At 45.9% G+C, this 14,861-nt stretch carries 10 protein-coding genes and 8 tRNA genes; 5 read left to right on the top strand and 13 right to left on the bottom strand.

Annotated features, from left to right (window positions below; genetic code table 11):
- Positions 1–117: 117 nt before the first annotated feature.
- The 4 genes from miaA to tsaE are packed head-to-tail and all read right to left on the bottom strand — an operon-like array spanning position 118 to position 5,317.
- A complete protein-coding gene (gene miaA, locus NL647_RS24110) occupies positions 118–1,050 on the bottom strand; it encodes a tRNA (adenosine(37)-N6)-dimethylallyltransferase MiaA (protein ID WP_005451402.1) in 933 nt (310 codons plus the stop codon).
- A complete protein-coding gene (mutL, locus tag NL647_RS24105) occupies positions 1,047–3,110 on the bottom strand; it encodes a DNA mismatch repair endonuclease MutL (protein WP_253650741.1) in 2,064 nt (687 codons plus the stop codon). The genes miaA and mutL overlap by 4 nt, the downstream gene beginning before the upstream one ends.
- Before the next feature lie 18 nt (positions 3,111–3,128).
- Entirely contained in the window at positions 3,129–4,859 is a 1,731-nt protein-coding gene (locus tag NL647_RS24100) for a LysM peptidoglycan-binding domain-containing protein (protein ID WP_005451397.1), read from the bottom strand.
- On the bottom strand, positions 4,853–5,317 hold the full coding sequence (gene tsaE, locus NL647_RS24095) for a tRNA (adenosine(37)-N6)-threonylcarbamoyltransferase complex ATPase subunit type 1 TsaE (protein WP_005438321.1): 465 nt from the start codon (positions 5,315–5,317) through the stop codon (positions 4,853–4,855). The genes NL647_RS24100 and tsaE overlap by 7 nt, the downstream gene beginning before the upstream one ends.
- Positions 5,318–5,614: 297 nt before the next feature.
- On the opposite strand from tsaE, the gene queG reads away from it, so the two are divergent.
- Positions 5,615–6,742 (top strand): tRNA epoxyqueuosine(34) reductase QueG, encoded by a 1,128-nt coding sequence (gene queG, locus NL647_RS24090; protein WP_005451394.1) that lies wholly within the window; start codon positions 5,615–5,617, stop codon positions 6,740–6,742.
- 528 nt (positions 6,743–7,270) lie between these two features.
- On the opposite strand, the gene NL647_RS24085 is transcribed toward queG, so the two are convergent.
- The 9 genes from NL647_RS24085 to orn form a co-directional block, all read right to left on the bottom strand.
- A tRNA-Met gene (locus NL647_RS24085) sits at positions 7,271–7,347 on the bottom strand.
- A gap of 157 nt (positions 7,348–7,504) precedes the next feature.
- Positions 7,505–7,580: transfer RNA gene (locus NL647_RS24080), tRNA-Gly, on the bottom strand.
- A gap of 35 nt (positions 7,581–7,615) precedes the next feature.
- Positions 7,616–7,691, bottom strand: a tRNA-Gly gene (locus tag NL647_RS24075).
- Between the two features lie 35 nt (positions 7,692–7,726).
- A tRNA-Gly gene (locus NL647_RS24070) sits at positions 7,727–7,802 on the bottom strand.
- Positions 7,803–7,820: 18 nt separating this feature from the next.
- Positions 7,821–7,897 (bottom strand) — tRNA-Met (locus NL647_RS24065).
- Between the two features lie 39 nt (positions 7,898–7,936).
- Positions 7,937–8,012, bottom strand: a tRNA-Gly gene (locus tag NL647_RS24060).
- 18 nt (positions 8,013–8,030) lie between these two features.
- A tRNA-Met gene (locus NL647_RS24055) sits at positions 8,031–8,107 on the bottom strand.
- Between the two features lie 55 nt (positions 8,108–8,162).
- A tRNA-Gly gene (locus tag NL647_RS24050) sits at positions 8,163–8,238 on the bottom strand.
- 156 nt (positions 8,239–8,394) lie between these two features.
- Complete coding sequence (gene orn / locus NL647_RS24045; protein ID WP_005448335.1) at positions 8,395–8,940, bottom strand: oligoribonuclease; 546 nt, start codon at positions 8,938–8,940, stop codon at positions 8,395–8,397.
- A gap of 129 nt (positions 8,941–9,069) precedes the next feature.
- On the opposite strand from orn, the gene rsgA reads away from it, so the two are divergent.
- The 4 genes from rsgA (at position 9,070) to NL647_RS24025 (ending at position 14,857) form a co-directional block, all read left to right on the top strand.
- Entirely contained in the window at positions 9,070–10,134 is a 1,065-nt protein-coding gene (gene rsgA / locus NL647_RS24040; protein ID WP_005448333.1) for a small ribosomal subunit biogenesis GTPase RsgA, read from the top strand.
- Positions 10,135–10,250: 116 nt separating this feature from the next.
- Entirely contained in the window at positions 10,251–11,108 is an 858-nt protein-coding gene (gene asd, locus NL647_RS24035; protein ID WP_009698885.1) for an archaetidylserine decarboxylase, read from the top strand.
- A 174-nt stretch (positions 11,109–11,282) separates the two neighbouring features.
- Positions 11,283–12,698 carry a DASS family sodium-coupled anion symporter gene (locus NL647_RS24030; protein ID WP_005448329.1) on the top strand — a complete coding sequence of 472 codons (1,416 nt, stop codon included), beginning with the start codon at positions 11,283–11,285 and terminating at the stop codon, positions 12,696–12,698.
- 278 nt (positions 12,699–12,976) lie between these two features.
- Positions 12,977–14,857: a methyl-accepting chemotaxis protein gene (locus NL647_RS24025; protein WP_253650740.1), complete on the top strand. Its 1,881-nt coding sequence runs from the start codon at positions 12,977–12,979 to the stop codon at positions 14,855–14,857.
- Positions 14,858–14,861: the final 4 nt, after the last annotated feature.

Here is a 14,861-nt window from a genome sequence, read left to right as displayed (position 1 = left end):
GAGCTAAACGAATCAAAAATGCACCCTAAGTAATTAGCAGCATAGTATAAAAACCGCCAATAACAGATCCTTTGAGAGTGCGTTCACGCAAAAACGATCACATTATACACAGCTATCTCAATCAGATGCTATTGCTTCTGACATGGTTTCAAGTGCCTGTTCAATGTTATCGCTATCCAACCAAGTTAAATCATTCCAGCTGCGTAACCAGGTGATTTGACGCTTGGCCAATTGACGAGTTGCACAAATGCCACGAAAAACGGCTTCGTCGCGTGTGCAGTCCCCATCTAAGTACTCCCACATCTGTCTGTAGCCAACGCAACGGATAGAAGGAAGATCAGGGTGAAGATCCTTGCGCGCATACAACGCTTTCATTTCCTCTTCAAAACCCGCTTCCATCATCTTATCGAAACGCAGTTCAATTCGACGGTGAAGTTCTGCCCTGTCCTTGGGAGCTATTGCAAACTGTTTGACTCGATAAGGCAAGCTGTCACCTTTAGTTTGAGTCAACTCAGTAAGAGTTTTACCTGAAATACGGAAGACTTCCAACGCTCTCGATAAACGTTGAGGATCGTTTGGATGAATTCTCGCAGCTGATACAGGATCAATCTCTTTCAGCTCATCGTGCAACACCGACCAACCTTTAGTCAATGCCTCTTGCTCAATTTGCTGACGAATTTCAGGATTTGCAGCAGGAAGAGGTGATAAGCCTTCAAGTAACGCTTTGTAATACAACATTGTACCGCCAACTAAGAGCGGAATTTTTCCTTCTGCAACAATGTCATCCATTGCTTGTAGTGCATCACGACGGAAGTCCGCCGCAGAGTACGATTCGCTCGGGTCAAGAATATCGATGAGACGATGCGGCGCTAGACTCAGCTCGCGCTCATCAGGTTTCGCCGTACCAATGTTCATGTCTTTGTAGATCAACGCCGAATCCACGCTGATGATCTCAACCGGATATTTCTGGCGAAGACGAATCGCTAGCTCTGTTTTACCTGATGCAGTTGGCCCCATTAAAAATAGCGCCAAAGGTAGTTTGTCTGTCATGGTCTTAATTTGGCAATCGTGGCAGAGAAATCAACAGCAGACACAAATTTCGTGTCTTCTAATGGCAATTGACCATGTCTTAGCTGTTCAAGTTCCGCAATAATTTGGATGGCTTCGGAAAGAGTATAGTGGCTCTTAACTGTGGTGACCTGCAAAGCAAGCCAATCTATCAGCTCAGATAATAACTGAGCCGTTGCCACTTCCCTCGTCACGCGAGTTTGCGCGTAAGATAACAGATCTGGTATCAAATTTTGTAAGTTTTGTTGACGCAATGGTGAAGGTACGCCCATGACCATCAAGGCTTTATCATTTCGAGCTTTTAGCTGAATGCCTAACTGAGCAAAATCTTGTTGGTAATCCTGCGCAAGTTGAACCAACTCCGGTTCCAATTTCACCGATAATGGTACCAGTAGTGGTTGCGCTTTTAATGCACCATCACTTGGTGTGAGTTGCCCTTTGGTTCGATAGAACTCAGCTCTTGGTAACGCAACCAAAGCCACACCACTGTCGCTGCTCATTAATACGTACTGCTCATCGACCACAGCTAAAGCTTTGCTCAGCGCCATCACTGGGGTTAAAGCTGTCTCTGCTTGATTAGTGATCGCAGCCGCACTGGTTTCGCTTCGAGGTTCAAAATCAGGTGTCTGTAGCAATTCATGATACGCACGCACCTCTTGTTTGCTTGGTGCTGGCTCAGCATGACGCTGTTCTTTGTGTGCACTCGGTTTAGGCGCAGGTTTTGATTCAATCCAATCTGTTCTCTTGAACGAGTCCGCTACGCGCGCTTCCCGCACAGAGGAATCGCTTGGCATACGATCGCGAGGTTTCGTTTCGTAGTCTGAGCGCCCCGGATAGGCTGGAGTATTATCAATCGCTTGATACACGCGTTCTGGCACTGGGGAAGCGATATGCTCTGGAGCACCAGTTACTTCTGGAGTGCTAGTTGCCTCTGGCGAACTTTCTGGTTCAGGGAGAGACGTCATTGCCTCAAGTGACTCTGCTACCTCAACAGGATCTGCGTGGTGGAATGCAGATTCATTCACATGTGGCTTATCAATCACTGAACTTTGCGCAAGGGCATCTGCCAACGCTTGATAGATGAAATCATGCACCAGACGTGCTTGATGGAAACGCACTTCATGCTTTGCAGGGTGCACGTTAACATCCACTTGGTGCGGATCGAGCTCAATAAACAATACATACGCCGCGAATTGATCAGGTTTGAGGCTGGTTTCGTAACTTTGACGAATCGCGTGATTGATCAATTTGTCACGCATCATGCGACCATTCACGTAGCAATATTGTAGATCACTTTGCTGCCTAGCCCCTTCTGGCGTTGTAATCCAACCATGAAGCTTGAGCCCTTGATGTTCCAGTTCAATGCGCAGCATATTACGCACAAAAGCATTACCACATACCGCAGCAATGCGCTTTTCTGTTTGAAGCTGATTTTTTGCGGCGCGGTATTGGCGAATCATTTTGCCGTTGTGGCGAACATTGATAGTGACATCAAAGCGACTTAACGCAATACGCTTTAGCAGCTCATCGATGTGAGCAAATTCGGTTTTTTCCGTGCGGAGGAATTTACGGCGCGCAGGCGTATTAAAGAACAGGTCTAAGACTTCAACTGAGGTACCAATTGGATGCGCCGTCGGTTGGAGTTTGACCTTCATGTCACGCCCTTCAGAATAGGCACTCCACGCTTGTTCCTGTGCGGCTGGACGAGAAGTCATGGTCAAGCGCGACACCGAGCTAATACTCGCTAACGCCTCACCGCGGAACCCCAAACTCATGATGGCTTCGAGATCGTCCAATGTATGGATCTTAGACGTAGCATGGCGACTTAGCGCCAAACCTAACTCATCTTTCACAATCCCTTTGCCGTTATCGCGCACACGAATTAGCTTAGCGCCACCTTTCTCGATATCAATATCGATACGGGTTGCACCAGAGTCGAGACTGTTTTCTACCAGTTCTTTCACGACAGAGGCAGGTCTTTCAACTACCTCCCCTGCCGCGATTTGGTTTGCCAATCGTGCTGGCAAAATCTTAATGGTCATGATGAGTTATCAGTTCACTTACTTGTTTGGAATAATCAGTACCTGCCCGACGGCAAGCTCATCAGAGCGCAAGTTGTTCGCTTTGCGAATGCTAGAGACACTGACACCATATTTCGACGCAATCTTGCCTAGGTATTCTCCACGAGCAACCTTGTGTTTGCGAATTGGTTTGTCTTTCACCGCAACGGTGATCTTCAACTTCTGACCGACCCAAAGCGTATCTGATTTCAAATTATTTTCACGGCGGATATCAGCAATCCTCACTTTGTAGTGGCTTGCGATCTTACCGAGGAACTCGCCAGATTTAACAGTGTGCGTAATTGTCTCAGTTTCTACCGTGTTAGGTTTATTCGGGATGGATACTGAAACGGCACCTGTACCCGGGATTTTCAGCTTCTGACCGACGGCTAAACCGCTTGATTTGAGCTTGTTCGCACTCATGATCGCTTTGGTCGACGAGCCATATTTCTGTGCAATCACAGAAAGCGATTCACCACGCTTCACGGTATGAACAACAGGTTTCGCAGAAGACGAGAACACCGTGCCTTCTGGAGGATTATCTTTCAAGTACTGTACGACAGCTTTAGTAATCGCACGCGCTAGCTTATCTTGGTGAGAGCGTTGGAATAGTAACTTCTCTTCCGTTGGGTTCGAGATAAAGCCCGTTTCAACCAAAACAGAAGGAATCTGCGGAGAACGCAAAACTGCCAAGCTAGTATTGATTGGTTTCGAGTTATGCAGGCGAGCAACTTTGCCCATCTCACCTAAAATGTTTGTCGCTAACTTATAACCTTCTTTTTGCGAATGGCTGAACTGAAGATCTAACAAAGTTTGGTTGACGTTACGGTCATTTGAATTGCTCACAAATGCCGTTCCAGAGCCACCAAGTAGCTCAGATTGTTTCTCGTGATTCTCTACCCAACGTGCAATTTCGGTATTGGCACGACGAGTATTTAACACGAACACCGAACCACCACGAGGTTTAGGAGAGGTAAACGCATCGGCGTGAATCGAAATTAATAAGTGTGCGTCATGTTCACGAGCAATCGCAACACGGCGATTCAAGTTGACGAAGTAGTCACCAGTACGAGTCATGCGAGTTTTGATGCCAGGTACTGCATTTAGCTGGGCTGAAAGCTTACGAGAGATGCTCAATACCGCGTCTTTTTCATACTTTCGACGTGATGGACCAATTGAACCAGGATCTTCACCACCGTGACCTGGGTCGATCACGATCAGAATCTCTTGTGCACGTTGGACCGTACTCATGTCTTTGCTTGGTTTTGCCGGTTTGCTCGGCTTAGAAGTATTACTCGCCGCCGCTGATGTTTTCGCCCCATGTGGCAAATCAATCACCAAACGATGACCATACTGACCACCTGGCGTTGGTTTTAGCGTAAACAGTTCAGCTTTGACGCTCTTCTTCAACTCAAAAACCAAACGGTATGTGCTTTTGTTTGGCGGAGAGCTTTTACGAACACGCTTCAACACAGGACTGTCCGTTACCGTAACAGGCAACTTAGCTTGCATAGACGTGTTTTTAATATCCACGACTAAGCGATCCGGTCCAGATAAAGAGAAATAGGAATAGTCAGCTTCCGCGCTTAAATCGATGACAACACGAGTCTCATCTGGTGAAGGCCAAACTCGGAAACTTTTAACGACGTTAGCAAATGCTAAATTGGGGATGATAAGGAGAAAAGTGGCGACAAATGCCGCCACTACTCTAAATTTTGAAAGACTCAACATAGCTCCAATCGACTGAGTAACTGCACACCATATTCATTATTTGCCGTAAGTTCGGCTACGCGCTGCTCGCCTTGGTAGCGAATATCCACATCAAGATCCGGTTGTGGCAGCATTCCTTGCCCTTTTTCTGGCCATTCAACCAAACAAATCGCATCATCCGTGAAGTAATCGCGAATCCCCATGAATTCTAACTCTTCAGGATCTGCCAGTCGGTATAGATCAAAGTGGTAAACTTGCCACTTATCCAGCTGATAAGGTTCAACCAAAGTATAGGTCGGGCTTTTTACGTTTCCTTGATGGCCAAGAGCACGGACAAAACCACGACTAAAGGTTGTTTTACCCGCACCCAGATCGCCATGCAGATAAATAGTGGTTTGTTGGGAACAAAGTTGAGCCAACGCGGTACCTAGTGCTACCGTTTCATGCTCATCTTTCAGGTTAAATTGTTTCGTGCTCATTGATGTTTCTCTAACTAATGATCGTTGACTATATAAAAATCAAAAGAACAGGAATAGTAAACTGTGTTGGTTTTGAGAGACAAGCTTTCAAATGTCATATGTGCGAAAAAAGTAGCCAATAAGGCAAAACCTAATTACCTGATTCTATTGAATGCATAAACAAAATTGCTCATGCCTGCGTCAACTTTTGATGACTTTGTTTCAAAATCTATTTCTCGACTTTATGTCTAGACTTTCTGGTAGCACCAATTCATAAGATCCGGTAAGATCCGCCCCCCTTTATCTCGGTGATAAAACATGAACTTCGAACAACTCGCTCAACAAATCAAAATTTGGGGTAAAGAGCTCGGCTTTCAGAAAGTCGGTATCTGCGATGTTGATCTTAGTGAACATGAAGCGGCTCTGCAAAAATGGCTTGATCAAGGCTACCACGGTTCAATGGACTGGATGGCTCGTCACGGCATGATGCGCGCCAGACCAAATGAACTTTTGCCGGGAACCGTGCGAGTGATTAGCGTACGTATGGATTACTTGCCACCCGAAGCAAAGTTTGCTTCCAATCTGGCAAACAAAAACCACGCTTATATCAGCCGTTACGCGCTCGGGCGTGACTATCACAAATTGGTGAGAAAACAGCTTAATAAACTTGGCAAACTTATTGAGCAAGAAGTCGGACAATTTGGCTATCGCCCTTTTGTCGACTCAGCCCCGATCCTTGAACGTCCATTGGCGCAAAAAGCCGGATTAGGCTGGACTGGCAAACACTCTCTGATTTTGGATAAAGATTGCGGCTCTTGGTTTTTCCTTGGTGAGCTGCTTATCGACTTACCTTTGCCTGTTGATGAACCAAGCGTTGATCAATGTGACAAATGTAAAGCTTGCATCACATCTTGTCCGACACAAGCGATTGTCGATGAAAAAGTCGTGGATGCGAGACGCTGTATCTCATATCTCACGATTGAGTTTGATGGTGTGATCCCAGAAGAGTTCCGCAAACCGATGGGAAACCGTATCTATGGATGCGACGATTGCCAATTAGTTTGCCCTTGGAACCGATATGCAGAAATCACTGAGCAAGAGGATTTTCATCGCCGCGAGAGTTTTGAAGACCCAGATCTCGTTACCATGTTCAATTGGGATGAGGCAACCTTCCTAAAACAAATGGAAGGGTCAGCAATTCGTAGAATTGGACACCTGCAATGGCTACGTAATATTTCTGTCGCACTTGGCAATGCAGAATACAGCCAGAGAACAATTGATGCCCTAGAAGCAAGACGCGGTGAAAGTGAACTGCTCGATGAACACATTGAATGGGCTCTTGCACAACAATTCAACCAACTTCCAGCAAATGAATCGGATTCTATTGAGACCAAGAAAAAGCGTTTAATCAGAATCGTAGAAAAAGGACTTCCAAGAGACGCATAATGCGTAGCTCATATGCAAGAGATTGAAAACTCTTTTTGCACGATCAATTCATGACCTTGTTCTCAATTCTGTAATGTGGAAAAAAATTATAGAGTCGAAGGAATTCAGGGAAGATAAAAAAGTTAAACACAACCTGAAGAAATGACTAGGATCAAAAAAACACAAATTAATGATCCTAATTTAACGCATCCGATCCGCAATAAAAGCAAGTTTTACTATATAAAACAAGCAGTTACGCAGTTACAGAAAACTTTTATTGTGCCCTCACAAAGAAAAGATCTTTCTTTACAGTCCTTCAAATTGAAGCTGAGAACACTTTATCAACCAACTTATCCACAGAATGACATATGTGGATAACTCTGTTAATTAAAGAGCAGAAAGGGACCCGAACACCAGATTATTCGCTGTTCAGACAAGTCGTCTCATGTTTAAAACACAAACGAAATCGTCCGACATCGAGTGATGCGGATTAAATATTGTTTTTCAGGGGTTCATGCTTCGCAGCATTATGAAAAGAGCGATGTGAATTGGTTGCGGGAGCCGGATTTGAACCGACGACCTTCGGGTTATGAGCCCGACGAGCTACCAAGCTGCTCCATCCCGCGTCCATGTATCACTGCTTTTGCAGTAATAAGAATTGGAGCGACACACGAGGTTGCCCTATCTATAACAGAAAGGCGTGACCTCAACCTTGACAAGTTTTTACTCTATAAACGAGCGAGTGTCGCAATTCATTGTTAAGCACAATGAAAGCTATAAAGCTGGAGCGACACACGAGGTTCGAACTCGTGACCTCAACCTTGGCAAGGTTGCGCTCTACCAACTGAGCTAGTGTCGCAATGTCACTGTTAAGCACAATGAGGGCTATCAAATTGGAGCGACACACGAGGTTCGAACTCGTGACCTCAACCTTGGCAAGGTTGCGCTCTACCAACTGAGCTAGTGTCGCAATGTCATTGTTAAGCACAATGAAGGCTATCAAATTGGAGCGACACACGAGGTTCGAACTCGTGACCTCAACCTTGGCAAGGTTGCGCTCTACCAACTGAGCTAGTGTCGCATATTCTCAGAAGAGAATTGGTTGCGGGGGCCGGATTTGAACCGACGACCTTCGGGTTATGAGCCCGACGAGCTACCAAGCTGCTCCACCCCGCGTCCGTATTTCATTGTTAAGCACAATGAGAGCTATAAAATTGGAGCGACACACGAGGTTCGAACTCGTGACCTCAACCTTGGCAAGGTTGCGCTCTACCAACTGAGCTAGTGTCGCATATTCTCAAAAGAGAATTGGTTGCGGGAGCCGGATTTGAACCGACGACCTTCGGGTTATGAGCCCGACGAGCTACCAAGCTGCTCCATCCCGCGTCCATAGTTCACCATTTAAGGCATGATGAAAGCCTTTCTTTCCACTTAAGAAAAGTGGAGCGACACACGAGGTTCGAACTCGTGACCTCAACCTTGGCAAGGTTGCGCTCTACCAACTGAGCTAGTGTCGCATCAACAACGTTTCCGCTGTTCAGGGCTGCGAATTATAAGAGCATTTTTTTGTGATGCAAGTCCTTCGTTCAAAAAAACTTTATTTTTTTACTGACAGGTGAAAAAGCAAGCAAAACGCTCATTAATTACAACAATTTGGATCGCAGCCTTAACAGTTAGATCTTAAAGATCGTTTCGCGGTAGTACTTTAGCTCAGCAATCGACTCACGGATATCATCCAATGCCAGATGCGTGCCCTGCTTCGAAAAACCGTCTAACACTTCTGGTTTCCAACGGCGAGTCAGTTCTTTTAACGTACTCACGTCCAAATAACGGTAGTGGAAGTATTCTTCCAACTCAGGCATATGCTTGTACAAGAATCGACGGTCCTGACCAATACTGTTACCACAAATTGGAGAAACGCCTTTTGGTACCCATTTCTCAAGGAACTCGATGGTCTGCGCAACGGCATCTTGTTCAGAGACGTCACTGTTGCGAACGCGATCAACCAAACCACTTGCAGTGTGCGTATTGGTACACCAGTCATCCATCTTCGCCAACTCTTCTTCTGGCTGATGAACGGCTAAAACTGGACCTTCAGCTAAAATATTTAACTCACTATCCGTGACGATAGAAGCAATTTCGATGATTTTGTGCGTTTCAGGATCGAGACCTGTCATCTCTAAATCCACCCAAATCAGGTTTTGATCGCTAAAGGACATGGTTACGCCGCCTATTTGTTTATCGATAAAAGAGGTACTATACCTGAAAATACTTGAAACACGATACTCACGAGTTTGAGCCGAAAGCGTGCTCAATCAGTTGAGTTAACTCACATTAAGTACAAGATTGTGGCAAAAAAGAAAAAGTTAACCAAAGGTCAGGTGCGCCGCGTACGCAGCAACCAACAAAAACGCCTAAAGAAGCAAGAAGAGTCTATCCAGTGGGATGAGAACATGCTGGGCGCAAGTAAACAGGGTCTCGTTATCACTCGTTTCGGTCAGCACGCTGACATCGAAGATCTAGAAACCGGTGAGGTGCAGCGCTGTAACCTTCGTCGTGGTATCGAATCACTGGTGTCTGGTGATCGCGTGCTTTGGCGTGAAGGGCTTGAGTCAATGGCAGGTATCTCTGGCGTGGTTGAAGCCGTAGAACCTCGCACATCAATGCTAACTCGCCCTGACTACTACGATGGCTTGAAACCTGTCGCCGCTAACATCGACCAAATGGTGATCGTGTCTTCGGTTTTGCCTGAGCTTTCGCTCAATATCATTGACCGTTACTTGGTGGCGTCAGAAACCCTGAACATCGCACCGCTACTAGTACTCAACAAAATAGACCTACTTGCTGATGAAGATCGAGCGATGTACGAAGAGTGGCTAGAAGAATACAAACGCATTGGCTACAAAGTACTGTTTGTGAGCAAGCAATCAGGTGAAGGCATTGCCGAACTTGAAGAGCAATTGCGTGATCGTATCAATATCTTCGTTGGTCAATCTGGCGTAGGTAAATCGAGCCTAGTAAACGCACTGATGCCTGAACTTGAGCAGGAAGTGGAAGAAGGCGAGATCTCAGAGAACTCAGGTTTGGGTCAGCATACAACCACAGCAGCTCGCTTGTATCACATCCCTACTGGTGGCGATTTGATTGACTCTCCAGGAGTACGCGAGTTCGGTCTGTGGCACTTAGAAGCAGAGGAAGTGACCAAAGCATTTGTTGAATTCCGTCCTTATCTTGGCGGTTGTAAGTTCCGCGACTGTAAGCACAATGACGATCCTGGCTGTATCTTGCGAGAGGCCGTGGAAAAAGGCGAAGTGAGTGAAGTCCGTTTTGAGAACTACCATCGCATCCTAGAAAGCATGGTGGAAAACAAAGCCAACCGTCAGTATTCACGCAGCAAGAAAGCTGATCTGTAGCCGAGATAACGCTGCAACTGTGTAAGAAATCATCACCTAATACTGACAAGCAGATGAAATTTCAGTAACATCACGCGCCCTAAAGCGAGAATCTAACAGAAGTATCGGAATTAAAGATGGACAAGATTAAAGTTGGACTGCAGTACTGGATCCCACAACACGGACTAACGCGCCTAGTGGGTAAACTGGCTTCAGCTGAGGCTGGCGGTCTAACAACAGCAATCATTCGCTGGTTTATCAAACAATACAATGTGAACATGGATGAGGCGAAGCACTCCGATCCTAAGCACTTCAAAACCTTCAATGAATTCTTTGTACGTGAGCTAAAAGAAGGCGCTCGTCCAATTACGGAAGGTGAAAAGGTGATCACTCACCCTGCGGACGCGTGCGTAAGCCAATTTGGTCCGATTGAAGATGGTCAGCTTATCCAAGCTAAAGGTCATAACTTCTCAGCACAAGAGCTACTAGGTGGTGACGCAAAACTGGCTGAAGAGTTCCAAGACGGCTCTTTTGCTACTTTGTACCTATCGCCTCGTGACTACCACCGCGTACACATGCCATGTGACGGTACGCTGCGTCAGATGATTTACGTACCTGGTGACCTATTTTCAGTTAACCCACTAACCGCAGAGAACGTGCCAAACCTATTTGCACGTAACGAGCGTGTAGTGTGTATCTTCGATACTGAGTTTGGTCCAATGGCACAAGTATTGGTTGGTGCAACTATCGTAGGTAGCATCGAGCAAGTATGGGCAGGCACTATCACGCCACCACGCGGTAACTCGGTTTACAAATGGGACTACCCTGCTGAAGGCGATAAAGCGGTTATCTTGAAGAAAGGCGAAGAAATGGGGCGCTTCAAGCTTGGCTCAACCGTTATCAACCTTTTTGCAAAAGATGCTATCGCATTCGATGAAAGCATGGAAAATGGTAAGCCAACCGTAATGGGTACACCTTACGCTCATCAGCAGTAAGACTCCTACTCAAACTGACTTTGAAGCCTCCGTTTACGGGGGCTTTTTTATTGACGAAAAGCAAAACTCTGTTCGAAATTTCGCCTCTCTTTTTCAAACTCGTACTTGCCTCTAAGTACCTAAAAGCGCAATCAATTATTCTGCGTTGAGGGATGATGATAAAAGGGGCTGCCAATGCCAAAGATGAGTGCGGACACACTGGTCAAATTACTGGTGTGTTTTTTGATTCCACTCGGTGTCTTAATGATGCCGATCGATGCCATTCCAATTGACGATCTCACTTTAATTCAACATCGTCTATTGGCTATTTTCCTTCTTGCTGCACTACTTTGGGTTTTAGAACCCGTCCCCGTATTTGCTACGTCCATTCTTATCATTGCTCTTGAATTGATTATGATATCGGACAAAGGCTTACATCTCTTTCGTACCCCTCCTCCGGGGCATGATTTGGGAGATTTGATTGCTTATACGGATATATTTTCTGCGTTCTCTTCTCCTATTATCATCCTTTTCATGGGTGGCTTTGCGCTCGCTATTGCCGCTTCTAAATACGAACTTGATAACAACCTCGCCCGTGTTCTTCTTAAACCGTTTGGCACTCAACCTAAGTTCATTATGTTGGGTTTAATGCTGATCACTGCCGTGTTCTCGATGTTTATGTCAAACACTGCGACTACCGTTATGATGCTTGCATTATTGGGTCCTATCGTGGCATCTGCACCAAAAGGCGATTTGGGGATAAAAGCGCTAGTTCTCTGTATTCCAATTGCGGCTAATACAGGTGGTATCGCGACACCAATCGGTACCCCGCCTAACGCGATTGCCTTGCAATATTTAACCGGAGAAAACAGCATCGATTTCCTATCTTGGATGATGATGGGCTTGCCTTTTGTCTTAGTGCAACTGACGCTAGCTTGGTTCTTATTGCAAAAACTCTTCCCTTCTAGTGAACCAGAAATGAAACTGCGCTTGGATGGTAAATTTAAGAAAAGCTGGCGTGCCATAGTGGTCTACGTGACCTTCGCTATGACCATCCTGCTATGGATGACAACTAAAGTGCATGGCATGAATACCTATGTAGTCGCTATCATTCCACTCGCGGTGTTTACCTTAACGGGCATCATGGGCAAAGAAGAGCTCAAGCTTATCAACTGGGATGTGCTATGGCTGGTAGCTGGTGGTATCGCCATTGGTATTGCGTTAGATAAAACTGGCTTGGCTGAAGCACTCGCACACGCAATTGATTATGAGTCCCTATCACCATTCGCTGTCGTTGTTGCCCTATCGATCGTGTGCTGGCTAATGGCAAACTTTATGTCGAATACCGCCACAGCGAACTTGTTGATGCCGATTGCAGCGGCGATTGGTGCTTCTATGCCAAGTCTGGTTGCTATCGGTGGCTTACAAGGATTGCTGGTTGTCGTCGCTTTCTCGGCTTCGCTAGGTATGATCTTACCAGTATCAACACCACCAAACTCCCTTGCGTACTCGACGGGATTAATTGAAAGTAAAGACATGGCGAAGGTCGGTTTGATTATCGGCTTGGTCGGTCTGTTCATTGTCTATGGTGCGGTAATTATTCTGTTTTAGTCCATCGCTCTGCGGTAACAAAAGGTTGCCGCAGAGCTTTATCACCCATATACCTATCTGGTTTTGCGTCACTCCCTCTGTTTTTATCTCAAATTTGATTCACTTAGCTAATCAATAAGTTGAATAAAAATCACACTATTCGACTCAAGTTTATCGAATATAGGTCGATAAATTTTGTACAGCCTTTCATGTAACTTTCAGTGCTTGAATCGTCTCATACCCTTTGGAGTCACAACTCGTGACGTTGATCTTTTTGTCTGTTTTATGAAGGTAAGACAATGAGAAATACCATCAAATTAAAAATACAGATTGCGATTGCAGTCATTATCGCCATTGTTAGTGGCGTTCAGGCTTGGGTTTCCGTCAATCAACTACGCGAAGAAACCACTTCTACCCTTAATCGAGAAATTCAAAACATCTCTCAATCGACCAACCGCTACATCAGTGACTGGCTTGCGATTCGTAGCGATATGATGCTCGCGAATGAAAACATCATCGCTGGCAGTGACGATGCCGATCGCGAGATGCTACTGACAAAGCGAGCCGGTAAGTTTCTATCGGTTTATGCTGGCTTCTCTGATGGCTCAATTGCCTACGGTGATAAATCTGAATCTTGGCCTTCTGACTACGATCCTCGCACTCGCCCTTGGTACCAAGATGCGATGGCGAAATCTGGTTTGATCATCACAGAGCCATACCAAGATTTCGATGGCAGCATTGTGGTTAGCTTTGCTAAGGCATTCAATCAAGGTAAGAAAGGTGTGCTTGCCGCTGACTTAGCGGTAACTGACATCATCAAAGAAGTCCTTAATATTCAGCTTGATAATGACGGTTTCGCATTCCTAGTTGATGGCAACAATAACTTGGTAGCTTACAAAGATGAAAAGCTTAGCCAAAAACCGTTGACAGAACTCAATCAAGCCTTAACTCATAGTACGATGATGACACTTGCAGGCGAAGCAAGGCTAGACACGATTCAATGGCCCAGCCAAGGCGATAAGCTGATTTACGTAGCTAAAGTGCCGAACACCGACTGGTCTTTAGGTATTGTGCAAGACAAACAAATGGCATTTGCGTCTGTCTCTGAGCAAGTGACATTTACGGCTATTGCTTCTATCGTGCTGTACCTGATTATTGCGGCAATCAGTACTTACATCATCACTCGCTTGCTACAACCTCTCCAAACGCTGTCTGATGCGCTTTCAGAGCTATCACAGGGCGAAGGCGATCTTACGCAACGCATCAAGATCGAGCGCATGGATGAAATTGGCGAACTCGCAACCCACGTGAACCAGTTCCTTGCGCAAATGCAAACCATGTTAAAAAGCATTGTCGAGAACAGTGAACAGCTTTCAGAACAAGCGAATCAAGCAAATGAGCTATCTGCGATGGCTGCGGGTCGCGTTGAGCATCAACAAAACGACGTTAACCAAATTGCAACCGCCATTCATGAGATGTCAGCAACCGCTGCTGAGGTAGCAAGTCATGCAGAGCTGACGGCAAGCGCTTCACAAAACTCAGCGTCTGCTTGTATGGAAGGACAAAACGTCATCCAGAAGAATCGTGAAGCGATCGTAGAGCTTGCAGAGCAAGTTAGCGATGCCGCCAGCGTAATTTCGGAGCTAGAAGCAAACACGCAAAGCATCAACCAAATCCTATCGACGATCCAAGGTATTGCCGAACAAACTAACTTGTTGGCACTTAATGCTGCCATTGAAGCGGCTCGTGCTGGTGAGCAAGGTCGCGGCTTTGCCGTGGTTGCCGATGAAGTACGCGTACTTAGCCAACGCACCCATGGTTCGACGGAAGAAATCCGCACCATGATCGAAACGTTGCAAAACAACACCAAACTGGCAGTAAATAGCATGCAAACCAGTACCAGTTTGGCAGATACTAGCGTGGATTATGCTCAGCAAGCACACGACAGCTTAACCAGCATTACTAACTCGATCACTGAGATCAACGACATGGCAATGCAAATCGCAAGCGCAGCAGAAGAGCAACGCGCGGTAAGCGAAGACATCAGCCGTAACACGCAAGGCATTAAAGACGATGCCGATATGATTGCCGAGCAATCACTTAAGAGCAGTGAAGGTTCACGTCAGATGTACGATACCGCCAATACGATGCGTGAAAACATCAGTCGCTTTAAAGTGTAATCCT

It is taken from the genome of Vibrio sp. Y29_XK_CS5 (genome assembly GCF_024181835.1).
In the GTDB taxonomy this organism is placed as follows: Bacteria; Pseudomonadota; Gammaproteobacteria; order Enterobacterales; family Vibrionaceae; genus Vibrio; species Vibrio harveyi.
Note: the sequence above shows the minus strand (reverse complement) of the source record. Positions and strands in the feature narration are given on the sequence as shown.

Bases quoted from the DNA above. Each gene is read 5' to 3' on its own strand.
- asd (WP_009698885.1), top strand. From the start codon at position 10,251: ATGGACAAGATTAAAGTTGGACTGCAGTACTGGATCCCACAACACGGA.
- queG (WP_005451394.1), top strand. From the start codon at position 5,615: ATGAACTTCGAACAACTCGCTCAACAAATCAAAATTTGGGGTAAAGAG.
- NL647_RS24100 (WP_005451397.1), bottom strand. From the start codon at position 4,859: ATGTTGAGTCTTTCAAAATTTAGAGTAGTGGCGGCATTTGTCGCCACT.
- tsaE (WP_005438321.1), bottom strand. From the start codon at position 5,317: ATGAGCACGAAACAATTTAACCTGAAAGATGAGCATGAAACGGTAGCA.
- NL647_RS24025 (WP_253650740.1), top strand. From the start codon at position 12,977: ATGAGAAATACCATCAAATTAAAAATACAGATTGCGATTGCAGTCATT.
- NL647_RS24030 (WP_005448329.1), top strand. From the start codon at position 11,283: ATGCCAAAGATGAGTGCGGACACACTGGTCAAATTACTGGTGTGTTTT.
- orn (WP_005448335.1), bottom strand. From the start codon at position 8,940: ATGTCCTTTAGCGATCAAAACCTGATTTGGGTGGATTTAGAGATGACA.
- mutL (WP_253650741.1), bottom strand. From the start codon at position 3,110: ATGACCATTAAGATTTTGCCAGCACGATTGGCAAACCAAATCGCGGCA.
- miaA (WP_005451402.1), bottom strand. From the start codon at position 1,050: ATGACAGACAAACTACCTTTGGCGCTATTTTTAATGGGGCCAACTGCA.